Here is a 14,758-nt window from a genome sequence, read left to right as displayed (position 1 = left end):
TCATCGCACCTTCGGGAAACGTTCGGTGACGTCGCGGTACTCGTCCCGGATCGCGGGCTTGGCGAGCTTGCCGCTGGGCAGCCGGGGCAGGGGATCACGGCGGATGACGACGTACCGCGGCACCTTGTAGTCCGCCATGCGTGTCGCGCAGGCCGCGACGATCGCCGCCTCGTCGAGGTCGGAGTCCGCGGCGACGGAGACGATCGCGGCCGGGGTCTCGCCGAACCGTTCGTCGGGGGCGGCGATGACCGCGACCTCGGAGATGCCGGGGATCGTCATCAGGGCGGCCTCCAGCTCGAACGGGGAGATGTTGATGCCGCCCGAGATGATCAGATCCTTGAGCCGGTCCGCGAAGCCGATGCGGCCGTCGGTGTCGCGGACGCCGAGGTCACCGCCGTACAGCCAGCCGTCCCGGATCGCCTGCGCGGTCAGTTCGGGCGCCGCCCAGTAGCCGGGGGTCACCCCCGGCCCACGCATGATGATCTCGCCGGGTTCGCCGGGCTCGCAGTCGGTGCCGTCGGGCCGCACGACCCGCAGGTCGGTGAACGGGGAGCCGGCGCCGCAGGTGGCGGCATGCTCCTCGGCCTCCTCGGGCAGGGTCGCGGTGGCGATTCCGCCGACCTCGGTCATGCCGTAGATCTGGCGCAGCACCACGCCCTTGGCGCCCCAGGCCCGCAGCAGCGGCACCGAAACCGCCGCGCCGCCGACCACTGCCGAACCGAGGTTCGACAGGTCCGCCTCGGCGAACCCGGGCGTACGCGCCATCGACTCCCACAGCAGCGGCACACCGAACATGGCCTGGATGCGATGCTCGGCCAGCCGCTGGACCGCCCGCGCGGCGTCGAACCCCGGCTCGATGACGAGGGTGCCGCCCAGGACGCCGGTCATGAACAGGCCGTAGACGACGCCGGGGGTGAAGCAGAGCGGCAGCACCAGCAGGGTCCGCACCCCGGTGTTGAGCGCGTCCTCCCGCAGCGAGGCCTCGAAGGCGATGTCGAGCATCGTCCGGTTGGTGCAGATGACGCCCTTGGACCGCCCCGTGGAGCCGCTGGTGAACAGCACCGTCATCGGCTCGTGCTGGTCGCGGTCCACCCGGAAGGCGCCCGTCTCCCCGCCCTTCACGCCGCCGGCCTCGCCGCACGTCTCGCCGCCCGTCTCGCCGGCACGCAGCGCCTCGACGGCCGCGATCTCGACGATGTCGAGATCGCCGTCGAGCTGGCCCGCGACCTCCTTCAGCGTCGCGGTGAAAGCGCCCTCGGCGATGACCAGCCTGACCCCGGCCTCCTCGAAGAAGGACCGGATCTCCCCCGCGACCAGCCGCGGGTTGATCGGAACCAGCACGCCGCCGGCCCGCAGGACACCGATCGCGGTGACCGCCCACTCCAGCGAGTTGTTGGCCAGCAGCGCCACCCGGTCACCGGGTGCGACGCCGCGAGCGACGAGCGATCTCGCCACCCGGCTGGTCCAGTCCCGATACCGCCGGTAGTCGACCTGGTCGTCACCGAAGACTAACGCGATCCGGTCCGGCTTGGCGCGCGCCCACCAGTCGAGAACCGAAACAACCGACGTGGCCACTTCTTTCCTCCTTTTTGTATGGATTCCGCGATTCAGGTCTTCGGTCGCGGCAGCGCGGGGCCGGCCAGAGCGGAACAGAGGCCCGCCTGTTCGCCCGCGGCAGTGGTTGAGATGCCCGGCGCGGCCGGCCGGTCCGCGAACATGTACTCGACATCGGTGCGACGGTGCTCGAAGCCGGCCAGCCGGGCGCTCGTCACGAGTGGGCTCTCCGCCGCCGGCACGACGATCACGGCCGCCATGCGGTGGCGCCCGGCCATCCGTTCCATGGCCGCGCGCAGTAGCTGGCCCCGCACGGTCCCGGGCCGCGCCGCCGCGCCGGCCACCGCGAGGCCCTCGATCCGCCCGGCGGTGCCGTACTCGGTCCGTTCGACGGGGCCCGGGTCGAACCAGATCGCGCCGGCAACTTCGCCGTCCGTCGGGACCACGAGCAGCTCACCGCCCGACGGCGGTGACGACGTGGCGGACGCCTGCCACAGGTCGGCGGCGCGGGCCCGCTCCCGGTCGGTCGCGGGTGGGCGGGCCGGTGTCGCGGCGCCGTCGGCGGGCCGGGGGAGCGGCCGGTCGCCGTCCACGGCCGCACGCAGATCCGCGAGCAGCCACCAGCGCCGATCGTTCACCTCGACACCGAGCCGGCGGAAACGGCGGGCCACCCGGGCGGCGGCGGGATGGCCACCCTGCGCCCAGATCCGCAGTTGCGCCGCGTCCAGGGCGGAGACCCCGCCGGCCCAGCCGGGTCCGCCGAACGGGCCGAGCTCCTCCAGGAGAAGGGTCGTGACACCCAGGGAGCGCAGCGCGGGACGGACCACATAGCGGGCGACAGCCTGCCCCGAGCCGGCCGGTTCGATCCGCAGGTAGGCCGCGAGAACCGGCGCCGGAGCGGGGGCTGGTGGCGGCGCGAGGGCTGGCGGCGGCACCGCCGCCGCGGCAGTCGCCGACGCCGAGGCGGCTGAGGCGGGCGTCGACATCCAGCGGCCCCTGCCACCCTCGCCGGACATCCAGACCAGCAGCTGTGTCGTGCCGGGTGGGAGCGGTTCGGTGATGCCCGCCTGCAGGTAGCCGGTCTCCTCGTCCTCCCGCGCGGCCTCGGCGAGCAGCGACGCCAGCTCGGCGGCCTCGCGCGCCGACAGGTCCGTCCGCCAGCCGTGCTCGATCAAGACAGCAGCCTGCCGATCTCGCGGTGGAAGACCTGGTTCGCCACCTCGTTGCGGCCCAGCACCATGCCGCCGGCGTCCGCGCTGGCGAGCCCCGCCTGGGAGGCGCGCAGCAGCGGGAAGTCCTCGGCGTGCAGCACGGCGAGCAGGATCTTCCAGTTCTTCTCCCAGCGCGACCGCCACTTCTGCTCGTCGAGCCCGCTTTCCGCCACGTCGCGGACGATCAGGCGCATCTCCATCCGGGAACGGTCCGGGTCGGTGGGATGCGGCCGGAAGGTGAGCAGCTCGAAATGGTCCGGCTGACGCAGCAGGGTGCTGTTCGGTAGCAGGAAGTGGGTCTCGGTCACGTAGCGCCCCAGCGGCGTGTCGCCGGGATCCTCGTCCAGCCAGCGGTCGATGCTCTTGCGCGGCACCACGAACCGGCAGTGCCGGCCGAAGTCCTCGAACGCCATCACGTTCGTGTGGATGTGCAGCCCCGCCGTGTTGGGGTGGGCGTACTGCACGTGGTAGCCGTCCAGGAAGGCGTCCTGCATGATCTTCCAGTTGACCGGCTCGTCGAAGCCCTCGGCCTGGAAGCAGAGGTGCCCGCCGAGGTCGTACTCGCCGAGGATGCCGTCCATCTCCGGGCCGAGCCACGCGGCCACGTCGATGTCGGTGGCCTCGGCGTTGTCGATCACCCAGACGAAGCCGTGGCGCTCCTCGCAGGGGAGCTCCACCAGGCCCAGCCCGGAGCGGTCGACCTCCCCGAAGGTCGAGTCGAGCGTGATGGTGCGCAGCGATCCGTCGAGGTCGTAGGACCAGCGGTGGTACTGGCAGGAGAACAGGCGGCAGCGGCCCTTCTCCTGGTCCTCGAGCAGCGCTCCCCGGTGCCGGCAGAGGTTGACGAAGGCCTTCACCCCGCCGTCGCGCTGGCGGGCGACGATCACGCGGTTACGCGGCAGCTGCAGCGTGACGAAGTCGCCGGCCCTGGGCAGCTCCGAGCCATGCGCGACGATCGAGGGGACCCGTCCGAACACGCGGTCCCGTTCCCGCGCGGCGACCGCCGGATCGGTGAACTCCGCCGGGCCGAACGGCGTGACCTCGTCGTACTCGTCCGTGGTCTGCCCGCGCAGATGCTCGAGCGCGCGCCTGATCCGTGCCTCCCTCGACACGATCGACTGGGTCAAGACTCCTCCTCGAGGGATCCCCGTCGCGCAGCCACCGGGGCGGCCATCGCATAAAACTAACGGATGTAGGTAAAAGTTCCGATGCCTGGTCCGGGTGGGCGATCGGGCTGCCCACCCGGAGATCAGGCGTTACGTGCCAGGCTCAGCCAGCCGCGGCGACGGCGTCCGCGGGCGGTGCGTCCTCCTCGAACGTCATCGCGACCCGGGACAGCGTCCCGCCGTCGGTGGCGGGCACCACCACTCCCGACATGTACGCCGAGTCGTCACTCGCCAGGAACAGCGCGACCTTCGCGTTGTCCAGCAGCGACGGCGGGCGGCGCAGCTTGAGCGGGATCGGTGACACACCCGGGTTCCACGGGCCGGCCACCTCCTCGTAGGACTGGCCGACGACCGGCGAGCCCGGCGGCATCAGGAAGTTCGGTGACATGCCGTGCGTGGGCGCCAGCGCGTTCACCCGGATGCCGAACTTCCCGAGATCGAGGGAGAGGCCGCGGACCAGCCCGTTGACCCCGGCCTTGGTGGCCGAGTACAGGGAGATGCTGTGGTAGGCCACCAGGGACGCGGCCGAGGAGGTCACCACGATCGCGCCGCCGCCGCGTTCCCGCATCGGGCGCACCGAGTGCTTGCACGAGAAGAAGACGCCGCTGAGGTTGACGCCCAGCACCTGCTGCCAGTCGGCCTCGGTCAGGTCCTCGAAGGCCACCGGCTCCCCGCCGGCGACCGACGGAACGCCACCGCGCGACACGACCCCGGCGTTGGCGAACATGATGTCCAGGCCGCCGAACTCCTCGACGGCGGTCGCGACCGCACGGGCGACGTCGGCCTCCACCGACACGTCGGCGGTCACCGCCAACGCCTTGCCGCCCTGCTCGGTGACGAGCCTGACCGTCTCCTCGGCGCGGTCGGCGAGAATGTCGACCACGACAACCGAGGCGCCTTCCTGCGCGAACAGCAGGGAGCTCTGCCGGCCGAGCCCGGAACCGGCCCCGGTGATGACTGCGACTTTTCCTGCGAGCTTCATACCTGCACCTCGGTGACCTCGACGTCGACGTTTCCAGGGGTGTTCTGGGCGTTCTGGGCGTTTCCGGGGGTTTCCCGCTCCGGGCCGAACGTGATGCCCATGCGCTGGAAGCCACGCACCTGGCTCGGGAGAATGACGGGCGGATCGGCCGGGTCGAGGGCGTAGTCCGGAATGCGGCGGTGAATCTCCTCGAGCGCGATGCGCAGCTCGATCCGGCCCAGATGGGAGCCGATGCACCGGTGCGGACCCGAACCGAAGGAAAGGTGCCGGTTCGGGGTGCGGTTGATCCGCAGCTCGTCCGGGCCGTCGAACTGCTCGCCGTCGCGGTTCGCCGCGCACAGCATCACCAGCAGCTGGTCGCCCTCGCGCAGCGCGACCCCACCGAGCTCGGTGTCATGCCGCACCCGGCGGCCGGCCGACACCGCCGCCTCGTAGCGCAGCACCTCCTCCACCGCGTTCGGGATGAGCCCGGGATCGTCGACGAGCAGCTTGCGTTCCTGCGGGTGGGCCGACAGGTGCATGAGCGCCCAGCACAACGAGCCGCGCACGGTGTGCAGCCCGCCGATGAGAAGGAGCAGGAAGACCCGGCGCAGCTCGTCGTCGTCGAGCGGCCGCTGGGCACCGTCGGCGGTCACCATCGCCTGCATCACCTGGGCGGTGACGTCGTCGCTGTCCGCCGGCGCGCCCCGGCGTTCGTCCACCATCCGCTGGAAGTAGCCGAACAGCGACATCGCCGCCTCGGTGCGCGAGCCGACAGCCTGCTCCGGGGTGTCGCCCGGGCGGCCGTTGAGCAGGATCTCCGTGGCCTCGGCGAACATCGATGCGTCCGACAGTGGCCAGCCGAGAAGCTCCAGGAAGACCCGGGTGGGCAGCTGGTGGGCGAACTCGGCGACGTACTCGCAGTGCCCCCGGGCGGCGAAGCCGTCGATCAGCTCGTTCACCGTCCTGCGGATCCCCTGCTCCAGCACCTTTATCCGGCTCGGGCTGAAAAGTGGTTGCAGGGCGTGCCGGTAGAGGGTGTGCTCCGGCGGATCCAGCTCCAGCGGGATGAACTTCCCCTGCCCGGCGTCCACCAGGTTGTTGGGGTAGCTGGAGAAGGTCTCGTGCTCCCGCAGCACCCGGTGCACGGCATCATAGGAGGTGACGACCCAGTGGCCGCCGTAGGCGGTCGAATAGACGACCGGCCCGCGCCTCGCCAGCTCGGCGACCTTTTCCTGCATACGGTCGACCGGCATTGTTAACGTCGGATCATAGACGTCGAAATCCACTATCAGGTCGGGCGGGACGTCCGCCAGTTCAGTGACCACGACGCTGCGCTTCTCCTTCCAGCCGGGCGGCATTTCCGCGGGCGGGGACGAGCCGGGCGCGGAAAGTCGTCGAGGCGCTCCGCGGGGGAGGGGATTCCATCGCTCCGTACCGGGGAACATAAACCTATTGGCTGTAGGTTAGCGGCCGGCTGACGGGCGGTCAACCCTGACGGTCTCCGGCCCGACGGTGGTCGAGAAGATCTTCGATCGGTCCTGACCCGTCCGGCACCGGCCGGGATGGCCGGTGCCGGCGGGCTCAGACCTGTGTGGCGAGATCGGAGAGCAGGGCGAGAGTGCGTTTCCGGGTCGGTTCGTCGCCGTACAGGCCGACCACCAGATCGGTGGCACCGGCAGCGGCAAAACGCCGAATCTCGCGTTCGACCTCGCGCTCGTCGCCCACCGCGGCGGTTTCGTGCACGCCGGTCAGGCCCTGCCGATCCAGCAACGCCCGATAGCTCGGCAGCTCGGCCACGAAGCCAAGCTGCTCCGAAAGCGTCTGCAACGCGCCGGGTCGGTCGTCGGTCACAGCAGCGAGAACACCCGCGACGACGCGGGGTGCGGGGCGGCCGGCAGCCGTGGCGGCCGCGGTGACCGCGGGGGTGATCGTCTCCGCCAGGTGGCGCGCACCGGTCCAGACGGTGATGGTGCCGTCCGCGAGCTCACCGGCGAGGCGCAGCAGCTTCGGTGCCAGCGCCGCGAGCAGGACGGGTGGCGCCGACGTGCCCGGTACGTCCACCCGGCCGACGACGGTGAGCGTCTCGCCGTGGAATTCGACGTCCTCACCGTGCAGCAGTGGTCGCAGCGCGGTGAGGTACTCGCGGATATGCCGGGCCGGTCGGTCGAACGAAAGGCCGAACTGCCCCTCGACGATCGGCCGGTGCCCTGGGCCGATACCCAGCACGAAGCGGTTGCCGCTGGCCGCCTGCGCGGTGAGTGCCTGCCCGGCCAGGACAAGTGGGTGCCGCGGGTAGGTCGGGACGATCGCCGTGCCGACCTCGATGCCGGGTACCCGTTGGGCGCACAGCGCCGCCGCGGTAGCTGCGTCCCAGGACGCGAGCTGGCCGAAGTAGGCGCTGGCCAGCCCGGCGTCGGCGGCCTGGCGGACCTCTCCGACCAGCGCCTCCAGACCTGGACCGTCGGCTATGTGGACACCGAGACGCATGCGTTCGCCCCTAACCTGAACAGGAACCTCAGCTTCTGGCTGTGAGTGTAACCTGAATCTGTGGTTCCGCCTGGGGAGGCGATCAGATGCGGTCGGATGCGCGGCGCAACCGGGAGCTGATCGTTTCGGCGGCGCTGGCGGTGATCGCCGAGCGCGGGTCGTTCGCGTCGATGGACGAGATCGCGCGGGTCGCGGGTCTCGGCGTCGGCACCCTCTACCGGCACTTCCCGGACCGACAGGCGCTGCTTGACACCATCACCGTCGACACGCTCCGTGAGCTGCACGCCGTCGGTCAGCGGCAGGGCGTCGGCAGGCTGCGGAACCCCGAGCTGAACGAGCTGAACGAGCGGAACGGCGCCCATGCGGGCGCCGCCTGGGCGGCGCTGCGAGAGGTCGTCGACCACTGCACCCACGCGCCACTCACCCTGATCAAAACCCTGAACGAGAGTGCGAGCGACGAACCCGAGATCGCCCGCCTGCTCGCCGACGTCAACGAGATGCTGGTGGGAATCGTCGAGGCGGCGCAGGCTGAAGGGACGCTTCGGGACGACATCGCGCCGGCGGAGGTCGTCCAGGTGATCAGCGTGGCGGTATGCCGACCCGGTGCCCAGCCCGACGACGCGCTCACAACCGTTCTCATGGACGGCCTACGCGTTCGCCGGCCCGAAACCGAGGCCGGACCGGCACCGGGGTCGGCACCGGCGTCGATGTCGGCGCTGGTGCCGGCGGAACACGGAGCGGACTGGACGGAACCGGCGCCGTCCCATTAGCCGGAATCCCCCGTTCGCCTCAAGGCGCCGGGGGCCCGGCCCGTCCGAACAGCGGAGGGTTCTCGTCGTTCCAGCGACCAGAACCCTCCGTTCCTCGCTACTGCGGCTTGTTGCTCTTGTCGAACATCCGGGCGAGGTATTCGGTGCGCAGTACGCCGCGGCCGTCGGCGCCGATGTAACCGACGTCGCGGGTGAGGTAGCCGTCCGGGTAGTCGTAGCCGGCGGCGGTGATCTCGCCGTTGCGGGTCCACCAGGCCTTGCGATGGGTGTCGCAGCGGTCACAGGTGTGGACCACATGGTAGGCACGCGCCTCGCGGTCCCAGGTGGCGCTGTGCGGCTGCCAGCGGTGACCCATGGTGCGGCATTCGACGAAGCTGACGGGCAGGTCGCGTGCCCAGGACTCGATGCTGCGACGGGGAGCCTGCTCAGGCACGACGGGGACATCCTCTCTGACGCACTGCGTGCGGGACGGGTGAAGCGCGTGGGGCGTGTGGGGCGGGTGACGACCGTCGGGAATCCGCCGGCGATGTTCCGTGGGGTGATCCTGCCATCCGGACGGGTCCACGTGCCTGCCCATTGCTCCCCTTAGGGGCAGGCCTGTGACCTGCTCGGACGCCTTCGGATCGGTTCCGTCGCGAAGGGGTCCCGCCGGCCGGCGTCCGTCGGTGTCCCGGCTGGCGTCCATCGGTGTTCCGGAGGGATTCAAACGACCTGCCGGTCGGCATGTTCATCCGCCAGCTCGCCCGCCAGGGCTACCGTCGTGGCGGGCAGGGGATGGCGGCGTCGCGGCCGGGCGGACGGAGGCGGGTGGCATGCAGTCGAGCGGCACGGGGCCGAACGGCCTGAAACCGGGTGGCGGGGACCAGGGTGGCATGGGCCTGCGCGAGGCGATGCGCACGTCGGGCGCGGAACGAACGTTCACCGAGGAGCCGGTGCCGGACGAGGTGCTCGCCCGCGTGCTCGACGACGCCCGGTTCGCCCCCAGCGGTGCCAACGCGCAGCCGTGGACGGTGATCGTCCTGCGTGACCCGGAGATCCGCCGCGGTGTTCGCGAGCTTTCCGTGCTCGGCTGGCGCGAGTACCGGGCGCAGGTCAAGGCCGGGCTGCGCCCGTTCGCGCCCGGGCCGGACGGCCGCTGGCACGGCCCGGGTATCGACCTCGCCGAGGCCGCGGCGACACCCCAGCCGATGACGTTCATCGACAGTCTCGACCGGGCGCCCGTGCTGCTCGTCCTGTGCGCAAGGCTGACCGCCCTCGCGGTGGCGGACGTCGACCTGGATCGGCAGAGCATCGTCGGTGGCGGGTCGGTCTACCCGTTCGCCCAGAACGTGCTGCTCGCGGCGCGGGCCGAAGGGCTCGGCGGGGTCCTGACGACCTTCCTGGTGCGCCGGGAACCGGCGGCGGCGAAGCTGCTCGCAATCCCCGCGGACCATGCCATCGCCGGTGTCATCGCCCTCGGCTACCCCCAGCGCCGGGCCACCCGGCTCACCCGCCGCCCCGTCGAGGAGTTCGCCCGCCTCGACACCTTCGACGGCCCGGCGTTTCCCGGCCCCGCCAGCCGCGGGACGACCCTGTAGGCGGGTCGATGGCAGCCTCTGCCGTCAATTCGTTGCGCCGGCCGATCCGCGGGCCGGAAAATGCTGTCGGCAAGCAATTGGGTTGGAGACGGCAAGTATTCGCGTCGGGGCCGTTGGCGCCCTGCGGCGGGCGAGCCGCGTGGGATGTGGGGGAGCGCACCATGACGCCGACGCCCGAGGCGGCTGCGCCTGACACGGCACAGCCGTCCCGCTCCTTCATCGAAGACGCGGCCATCACCCAGTACCTCGTCTCCGACCAGCGCTGCCTGATGGTCGTGCCGGCCAGCGACGCGGTCCGGTCGCCGGGAGGCTCGGTCTCGGCGGGAATGGTCCTGACCGTCTTCGACGTCGGCGCGTCACACCCCGCCATCATCGCGAGCCGGCCTGACTGGACGGCCACCCAGGACATCTCGCTGCACGGCGCGGAGCCGGTCACCGAAGGTCCGATCGTGCTGGACAACCAGCTCGTACGGGTCGGCAAGAAGGCCGTCATCGCGTCCACGGCCGTCTACGACGGGCACGGGCTGGATGACGTCGACAAGCTCGTCCGGCTGATCGACCAGGCCGGGCCGTCGTCGGACGCCCCCACCGGCCTGACCCGGGCCGGCAGCGGCCTGCTCACCTTCGCGCGCATCCCCCGGGCGGCGGCGCCAGGCATGGACGACTACGACCCGGGACAGTGGATCGGGCAGGTCCACCGCCCCGCCGCGGGCCCCCCGGTCCAGGGTTCCCTGTACGAACGGATGGGGCTGGAGCTCGTCGACGCCCGCACCGGCCAGTTCGACCTGGAACGCACCCCGTTCGTGACCAACAGCATCGGCACGATCCTCGGCGGCGCCCTGGCCGTCATGGTGGAGGCCGCGGCCGAGGCCCTGTGCCCCGGCCTGGTGGCGACGGACCTGCAGATCCACTACCTGTCCCAGGTGCGGACCGGCCCGGCCCGCACCGCCGGCACCGTCCTGCGGGACGCGGGCGACCACGCGGTGGTGACGGTGCGGGTCACCGACGCCGGCCACGGGGACCAGCTCCTCGCCCTCGCCACCGTCACCCTGCGAAAGGGCTAGCGAGAAAGATCACCCTGGCCGGCGTCGGCCGGGGGCGGGCAGGAAGGCGTTGTGGCTCGACGAGCTCGACGAGCTCGTCGAGGCGGTGGCGCTGCCCGGGAACAGGCCGCGGCGCACCAGGTGGGGGAGCACGCCCTCGCCGAACCAGTAGAGCTCCTCCAGGTGCGGGTAGCCGGAGAACACGAACTCGTCGATGCCGGCCGCCGCGTAGTCGGCGATGCGGTCCGCGACCTCGGCGTGGCTGCCGACCAGGGCGGTGCCCGCCCCGCCGCGGACCAGCCCGACGCCGGCCCACAGGTTGGGCGCCACCTCGAGCGCACGGGCGTCGCGCCAGGAGCCGTCACCGCGGGTCTGCTGGTGCAGCGCGATCATCCGTTGCTGTCCGGTCGACTCGCTGCGTGCCAGGCCGGCCTGCGCGGCGGCGACGACGTCCTCGCCGAGGGCGCCGAGGAGCCGGCCGGCCTGGGTCCACGCCTCCTCGGCGGTGTCACGGGTGATGACATGCAGCCGGATCCCGAACCGTGGCTTGCGGCCGTGGCGGTCGGCGAGGCCGCGGATCCACGTGATCTTGTCGGCGACCGCGTCGACCGGTTCGCCCCAGGTGAGATAGACGTCGGCGTGCTCGGCCGCGACGGGACCGGCGGCCCTGGAGGAGCCGCCGAAGTAGAGCGGCGGCACCGGGTCGGGGAGGGTGGGCAGGCACGCCGCCTCGATGTCCAGATGCGTCCCGCGGTGGGTCACCGTCTCACCGGCCCACAGCCGCCGGACCACGGAGAGGAACTCGGCGCAGCGGGTGTAGCGCTCCTCCTTGTCGAGGTGGTCACCGTAGGCCCGCTGCTCATGGGCCTCGCCGCCGGTGACGACGTTGAGCAGCAGCCGGCCGGGTGCGTGCAGGGAGAAGGTGGCCGCCATCTGGGCGGCGAGGGTGGGCGAGATCAGGCCGGGCCGGAAGGCGACGAGGAACGCCAGCCGCTCGGTCTCGCGCGCGAGCATCGCCGTGGTCAGCCAGGCGTCCTCGCACCAGGCCCCGGTCGGGGTCAGCGCGGAGGCGAAGCCGAACTCCTCGGCGGCCTGGACGATCGAGGACAGGTAGCCGATCGTCGCCCGTCGATCACCGCCGGCCGGCAGGCCGTGCCCACCACCGACGATGTACCTCGAGTCGCCGTAGGTGGGCAGGAACCAGTGCAGCGTGAGTGTCATCGGGAACCTCTCAGATCCGGCCATGCCGCGGCTGCTGCCTCGCGCGGCAGTGCCTCGGCCCCGCGGTCCGCGAGTGCGATTATCTACAATCCCGATCGAGATAGCGACATGATTGCTTCGCTGCAGGAAGCGAGGGCCCGTCCGCGTCAGAGCTGGCCGTGTCGCGGCGGGCGGGTGCCTGACAGCAGCCAGCGGCCGATGTGCTGCACCTTCCAGCGCGTCGGGTCGTGCAGGGTGTGCGTGCGGGCGTCCCGCCAGTAGCGGTCCAGGCCCAGGGCAGCGGACGCCGATCGGGTCCCGCCGAGCTCGAACAGCGCGCCGGCCACCTCGACCGCGGCCCTGGCGGCGGCGACCTTGGCGGCGGCGGTGGCGATCGACGCCCTGGCGGTGCTGTCGTCGGTCGGTTCGGCGTCGGCGGCGTCGATCGTGCCCGCTGCCTCGCGCAGCAGTGCCTCGGCCGCGCGCACCGTGATCTCCAGCTCGCCGGCCTGCTGGATCACCAGTGGCTCGGCGGCGGCGCTCGCCGCGCCGGACTCGAACCACGGCCGGGCCTTGCCCACCGCGGCGACGGCCGCGTCGAGCGCGCCACGCGCGATGCCGGCGTCGAGGGCCGCGTGGAGGACCTGCGCGCGAGCACCGTAGGTGGTGGGGTTGTCGAAGATCGAGGTGAAGGGCACGATCTCATCCGTATCGACCGGGACGCCGCGCAGGCGGACGGTGCCGCTCGCGGTGGTCCGCTGCCCGATGCCGTCCCAGTCGTCCTCGACGGTGACTCCCGGGGTTTCGCGGCTGATGTAGGCAAGCGCCTTGCTGCCGTCCTCCAGCACCGCCCGCACCACGAGATAGTGCGCGAACAGCGCGCCGGTGCAGTAGAACTTGTCACCGTCGAGCACGTGGCGCGTCCCGTCCCGGCGCAGGGAGGTGGCGTCGTCGGCCACCGTGCGGCCGCCCTTCTCGGACTGCGCGTTGGCGAAGCGTGCCCCGGCGAGTGCCGCGGTGAAGAATCGCTCCTGCTGCTGTTCTGTCCCCTGCCGGCGCAGCGCGTCGAGGAAGACGAAGTGGCTGTGCGGGATCTGCGCGAGGCTCGCGTCGGCGGCGGCCAGTACCCGGAAGACCTCGGTGAGCGTTGTGACCGGGACGTCCGCGCCGCCGAAGCGTTTCGGCACCGAGATCGCGAGCAGGCCGGTGGCGGAAAGCCGCTCCACCTCGGCCGCCGGGAGCCTGCGGTCACGGTCACGTTCACCGGCCCGGGCCGCGAACTCGGCCGCCAGCTTGCCGGCGACCTCCTCGGCCTCGGCCGAGTCGCGGATGACGTGCGCGGTGGTAGGGCGCGGACCGCCTTCAGCCATGGGTCGCTCTCCAGTGAGGTGGGCCGCCTCGACAGGCAGGAGGCATCGATCAGAACACGCCTGCTGGGCCGGGCACGCCCTCTGATCGGATAGACGACTGCTGTTCCGGGGCGCGGGCTACGCGACGGCTTCGCGGTCCTGGAGGAGTACGAACAGGGATTCGCCGAGGTTGAGCCGGCCGCCGTCGCGGGTGGTGATCGCGGCCGGTGCGACATGCCCGGTCATGTCGGTGAGTGCGGTGGTGGGCTGTTCCCCGGGGGTCACCGGTGGTGCTGGGGTGAGGGTCCGGCCGTCGGGGAGCAGCGCGACGATCGTTGCGTTGCTGGTCCTGCGGAGTGTGATGCCTTCGTCGTGGAGGTGGCGGTGGTGGGTGCCGCAGACGAGGGTGAGGTTGTCGAGGTCGGTGCGGCCGCCGTCGGCCCAGCCGGTGAGGTGGTGGATGTTCAGCCAGCGGGTGTGGGCACAGCCGGGGTACTGGCAGGTGCCGTGGTCACGGGCGTGGACGGCGGCCTGGAGACGGCGGGTGGGGAACCGGTGTCGCCGGCCGAGGCGCAGGGGGTTGCCGTCGGGGTCGGTGAGCAGGGCCTGGACGAGGCCGTCGCAGCCGAGGCGTTGCAGGACCGCCGGGGGCAGCGTCGCCGGGGTGGCGGTGTCGGTGGTGCCTGGCCGCAGGTCGGTGGGGCGCAGGTGCAGGACGAGGGTGTGCGCGGGCCGGAGGAGTCCGGGTGGGCCGTGGTGCAGGAAGCTTTCGGCGAGCGCGACGAGACCGTCGGCGTCACCCTGACACCCCGGCCCCGGCCCCGGCCCCGGCCCCGAGTCCGGTTCCGGTGCTGGTTCCGGTTCGGGGTGGGGGCGTTCGTCCGTGGTGGGCTCGGTGGCCGGTTCCGCGGTGCCGGGGTTGGCTGGGCTGGGTGGTGCTGGGCTGGGTTCGGTGGTGGTGAGGCTGTCGCGGGCGGTCTCGATCGCCGCTATCAGCCGCGCGCCCTCGTCGGCGGGGAGGACCGCGGTGAGGTGGACCATGCCGTCCTCGTCGGTGCGCCACGACACCCGGCGGGCGGCCCGGGTACGGGCCCGGTCGTCGGGGTCGGCGTTGCGTTGCCGGTAGGCACCGACCAGGTGTTCCAACGCGCCGGCGGTGCAGTGCTCGGCGTGGTTGAGCCAGGTCCGCTCGGTGTCGGGACGCGCGACCCGGGTGATCGCCCGGACCTTCGAGTACGACAGGGTTCCCGCGGCGAACGCGGCCCGGATCGCGGGCAACTGCTCGAGGGCGTGCGCGGTCGCGAGATGCTCACGGGCGGTGCGCGGGCTCAGCCCGCACCGCCAGGACAACCAGTGCGCGCACGACCGCATCCCGATCCCGGACCAGCCGCGATGGCGGTCGAAGGCGGCGAGCAGGCCGAGCCAGCAGTTTACGCG

The 14,758-nt window shown here is 71.9% G+C and carries 12 protein-coding genes and 1 pseudogene; 3 read left to right on the top strand and 10 right to left on the bottom strand.

Annotated elements, in window-relative coordinates; all coding sequences use genetic code 11:
* From AWX74_RS16315 to AWX74_RS16290, 6 genes are all read right to left on the bottom strand, one after another.
* Window positions 1–1,575 (bottom strand): class I adenylate-forming enzyme family protein, encoded by a 1,575-nt coding sequence (locus tag AWX74_RS16315; protein ID WP_091277476.1) that lies wholly within the window; start codon window positions 1,573–1,575, stop codon window positions 1–3.
* A 32-nt stretch (window positions 1,576–1,607) separates the two neighbouring features.
* Complete coding sequence (locus AWX74_RS16310) at window positions 1,608–2,729, bottom strand: hypothetical protein (RefSeq protein WP_091277474.1); 1,122 nt, start codon at window positions 2,727–2,729, stop codon at window positions 1,608–1,610.
* Window positions 2,726–3,892 (bottom strand): aromatic ring-hydroxylating oxygenase subunit alpha, encoded by a 1,167-nt coding sequence (locus AWX74_RS16305; RefSeq protein ID WP_091277473.1) that lies wholly within the window; start codon window positions 3,890–3,892, stop codon window positions 2,726–2,728. The genes AWX74_RS16310 and AWX74_RS16305 overlap by 4 nt, the downstream gene beginning before the upstream one ends.
* 142 nt (window positions 3,893–4,034) lie before the next feature.
* The gene (locus tag AWX74_RS16300) at window positions 4,035–4,913 is read right to left on the bottom strand and encodes an SDR family NAD(P)-dependent oxidoreductase (RefSeq protein ID WP_091277471.1); all 879 of its coding nucleotides are present in this window, start codon (window positions 4,911–4,913) and stop codon (window positions 4,035–4,037) included.
* Window positions 4,910–6,220 (bottom strand): cytochrome P450, encoded by a 1,311-nt coding sequence (locus tag AWX74_RS16295; protein WP_242666261.1) that lies wholly within the window; start codon window positions 6,218–6,220, stop codon window positions 4,910–4,912. The genes AWX74_RS16300 and AWX74_RS16295 overlap by 4 nt, the downstream gene beginning before the upstream one ends.
* A gap of 256 nt (window positions 6,221–6,476) precedes the next feature.
* Window positions 6,477–7,382, bottom strand: coding sequence for a TIGR03564 family F420-dependent LLM class oxidoreductase (locus AWX74_RS16290; protein ID WP_091277467.1), 906 nt, complete (start codon window positions 7,380–7,382; stop codon window positions 6,477–6,479).
* A gap of 86 nt (window positions 7,383–7,468) precedes the next feature.
* Here AWX74_RS16290 and AWX74_RS16285 point away from each other — a divergent pair, with 86 nt between their 5' ends.
* Window positions 7,469–8,152 carry a TetR/AcrR family transcriptional regulator gene (locus AWX74_RS16285; protein WP_091277465.1) on the top strand — a complete coding sequence of 228 codons (684 nt, stop codon included), beginning with the start codon at window positions 7,469–7,471 and terminating at the stop codon, window positions 8,150–8,152.
* A gap of 97 nt (window positions 8,153–8,249) precedes the next feature.
* Here the strand turns inward: AWX74_RS16285 and AWX74_RS16280 are convergent, their stop codons facing one another.
* Complete coding sequence (locus AWX74_RS16280; RefSeq protein WP_091277463.1) at window positions 8,250–8,585, bottom strand: hypothetical protein; 336 nt, start codon at window positions 8,583–8,585, stop codon at window positions 8,250–8,252.
* Between the two features lie 379 nt (window positions 8,586–8,964).
* On the opposite strand from AWX74_RS16280, the gene AWX74_RS16275 reads away from it, so the two are divergent.
* Window positions 8,965–9,729: a nitroreductase family protein gene (locus AWX74_RS16275; protein WP_226930768.1), complete on the top strand. Its 765-nt coding sequence runs from the start codon at window positions 8,965–8,967 to the stop codon at window positions 9,727–9,729.
* 161 nt (window positions 9,730–9,890) lie between these two features.
* Window positions 9,891–10,793: a PaaI family thioesterase gene (locus AWX74_RS16270; RefSeq protein WP_226930769.1), complete on the top strand. Its 903-nt coding sequence runs from the start codon at window positions 9,891–9,893 to the stop codon at window positions 10,791–10,793.
* A gap of 9 nt (window positions 10,794–10,802) precedes the next feature.
* On the opposite strand, the gene AWX74_RS16265 is transcribed toward AWX74_RS16270, so the two are convergent.
* The 3 genes and pseudogenes from AWX74_RS16265 to AWX74_RS16255 form a co-directional block, all read right to left on the bottom strand.
* Entirely contained in the window at window positions 10,803–11,993 is a 1,191-nt protein-coding gene (locus AWX74_RS16265) for an LLM class flavin-dependent oxidoreductase (RefSeq protein WP_091277459.1), read from the bottom strand.
* Window positions 11,994–12,139: 146 nt separating this feature from the next.
* The gene (locus AWX74_RS16260) at window positions 12,140–13,342 is read right to left on the bottom strand and encodes an SfnB family sulfur acquisition oxidoreductase (protein ID WP_091277457.1); all 1,203 of its coding nucleotides are present in this window, start codon (window positions 13,340–13,342) and stop codon (window positions 12,140–12,142) included.
* A 117-nt stretch (window positions 13,343–13,459) separates the two neighbouring features.
* Window positions 13,460–14,746, bottom strand: a pseudogene (locus AWX74_RS16255) (HNH endonuclease); the annotation flags it as partial.
* Window positions 14,747–14,758 lie beyond the last annotated feature (12 nt).

Origin of the sequence: Parafrankia irregularis (genome assembly GCF_001536285.1) — a bacterium.
Taxonomy (GTDB): domain Bacteria; phylum Actinomycetota; class Actinomycetes; order Frankiales; family Frankiaceae; genus Parafrankia; species Parafrankia irregularis.
This window is presented reverse-complemented; position numbering and strand designations above follow the sequence as displayed.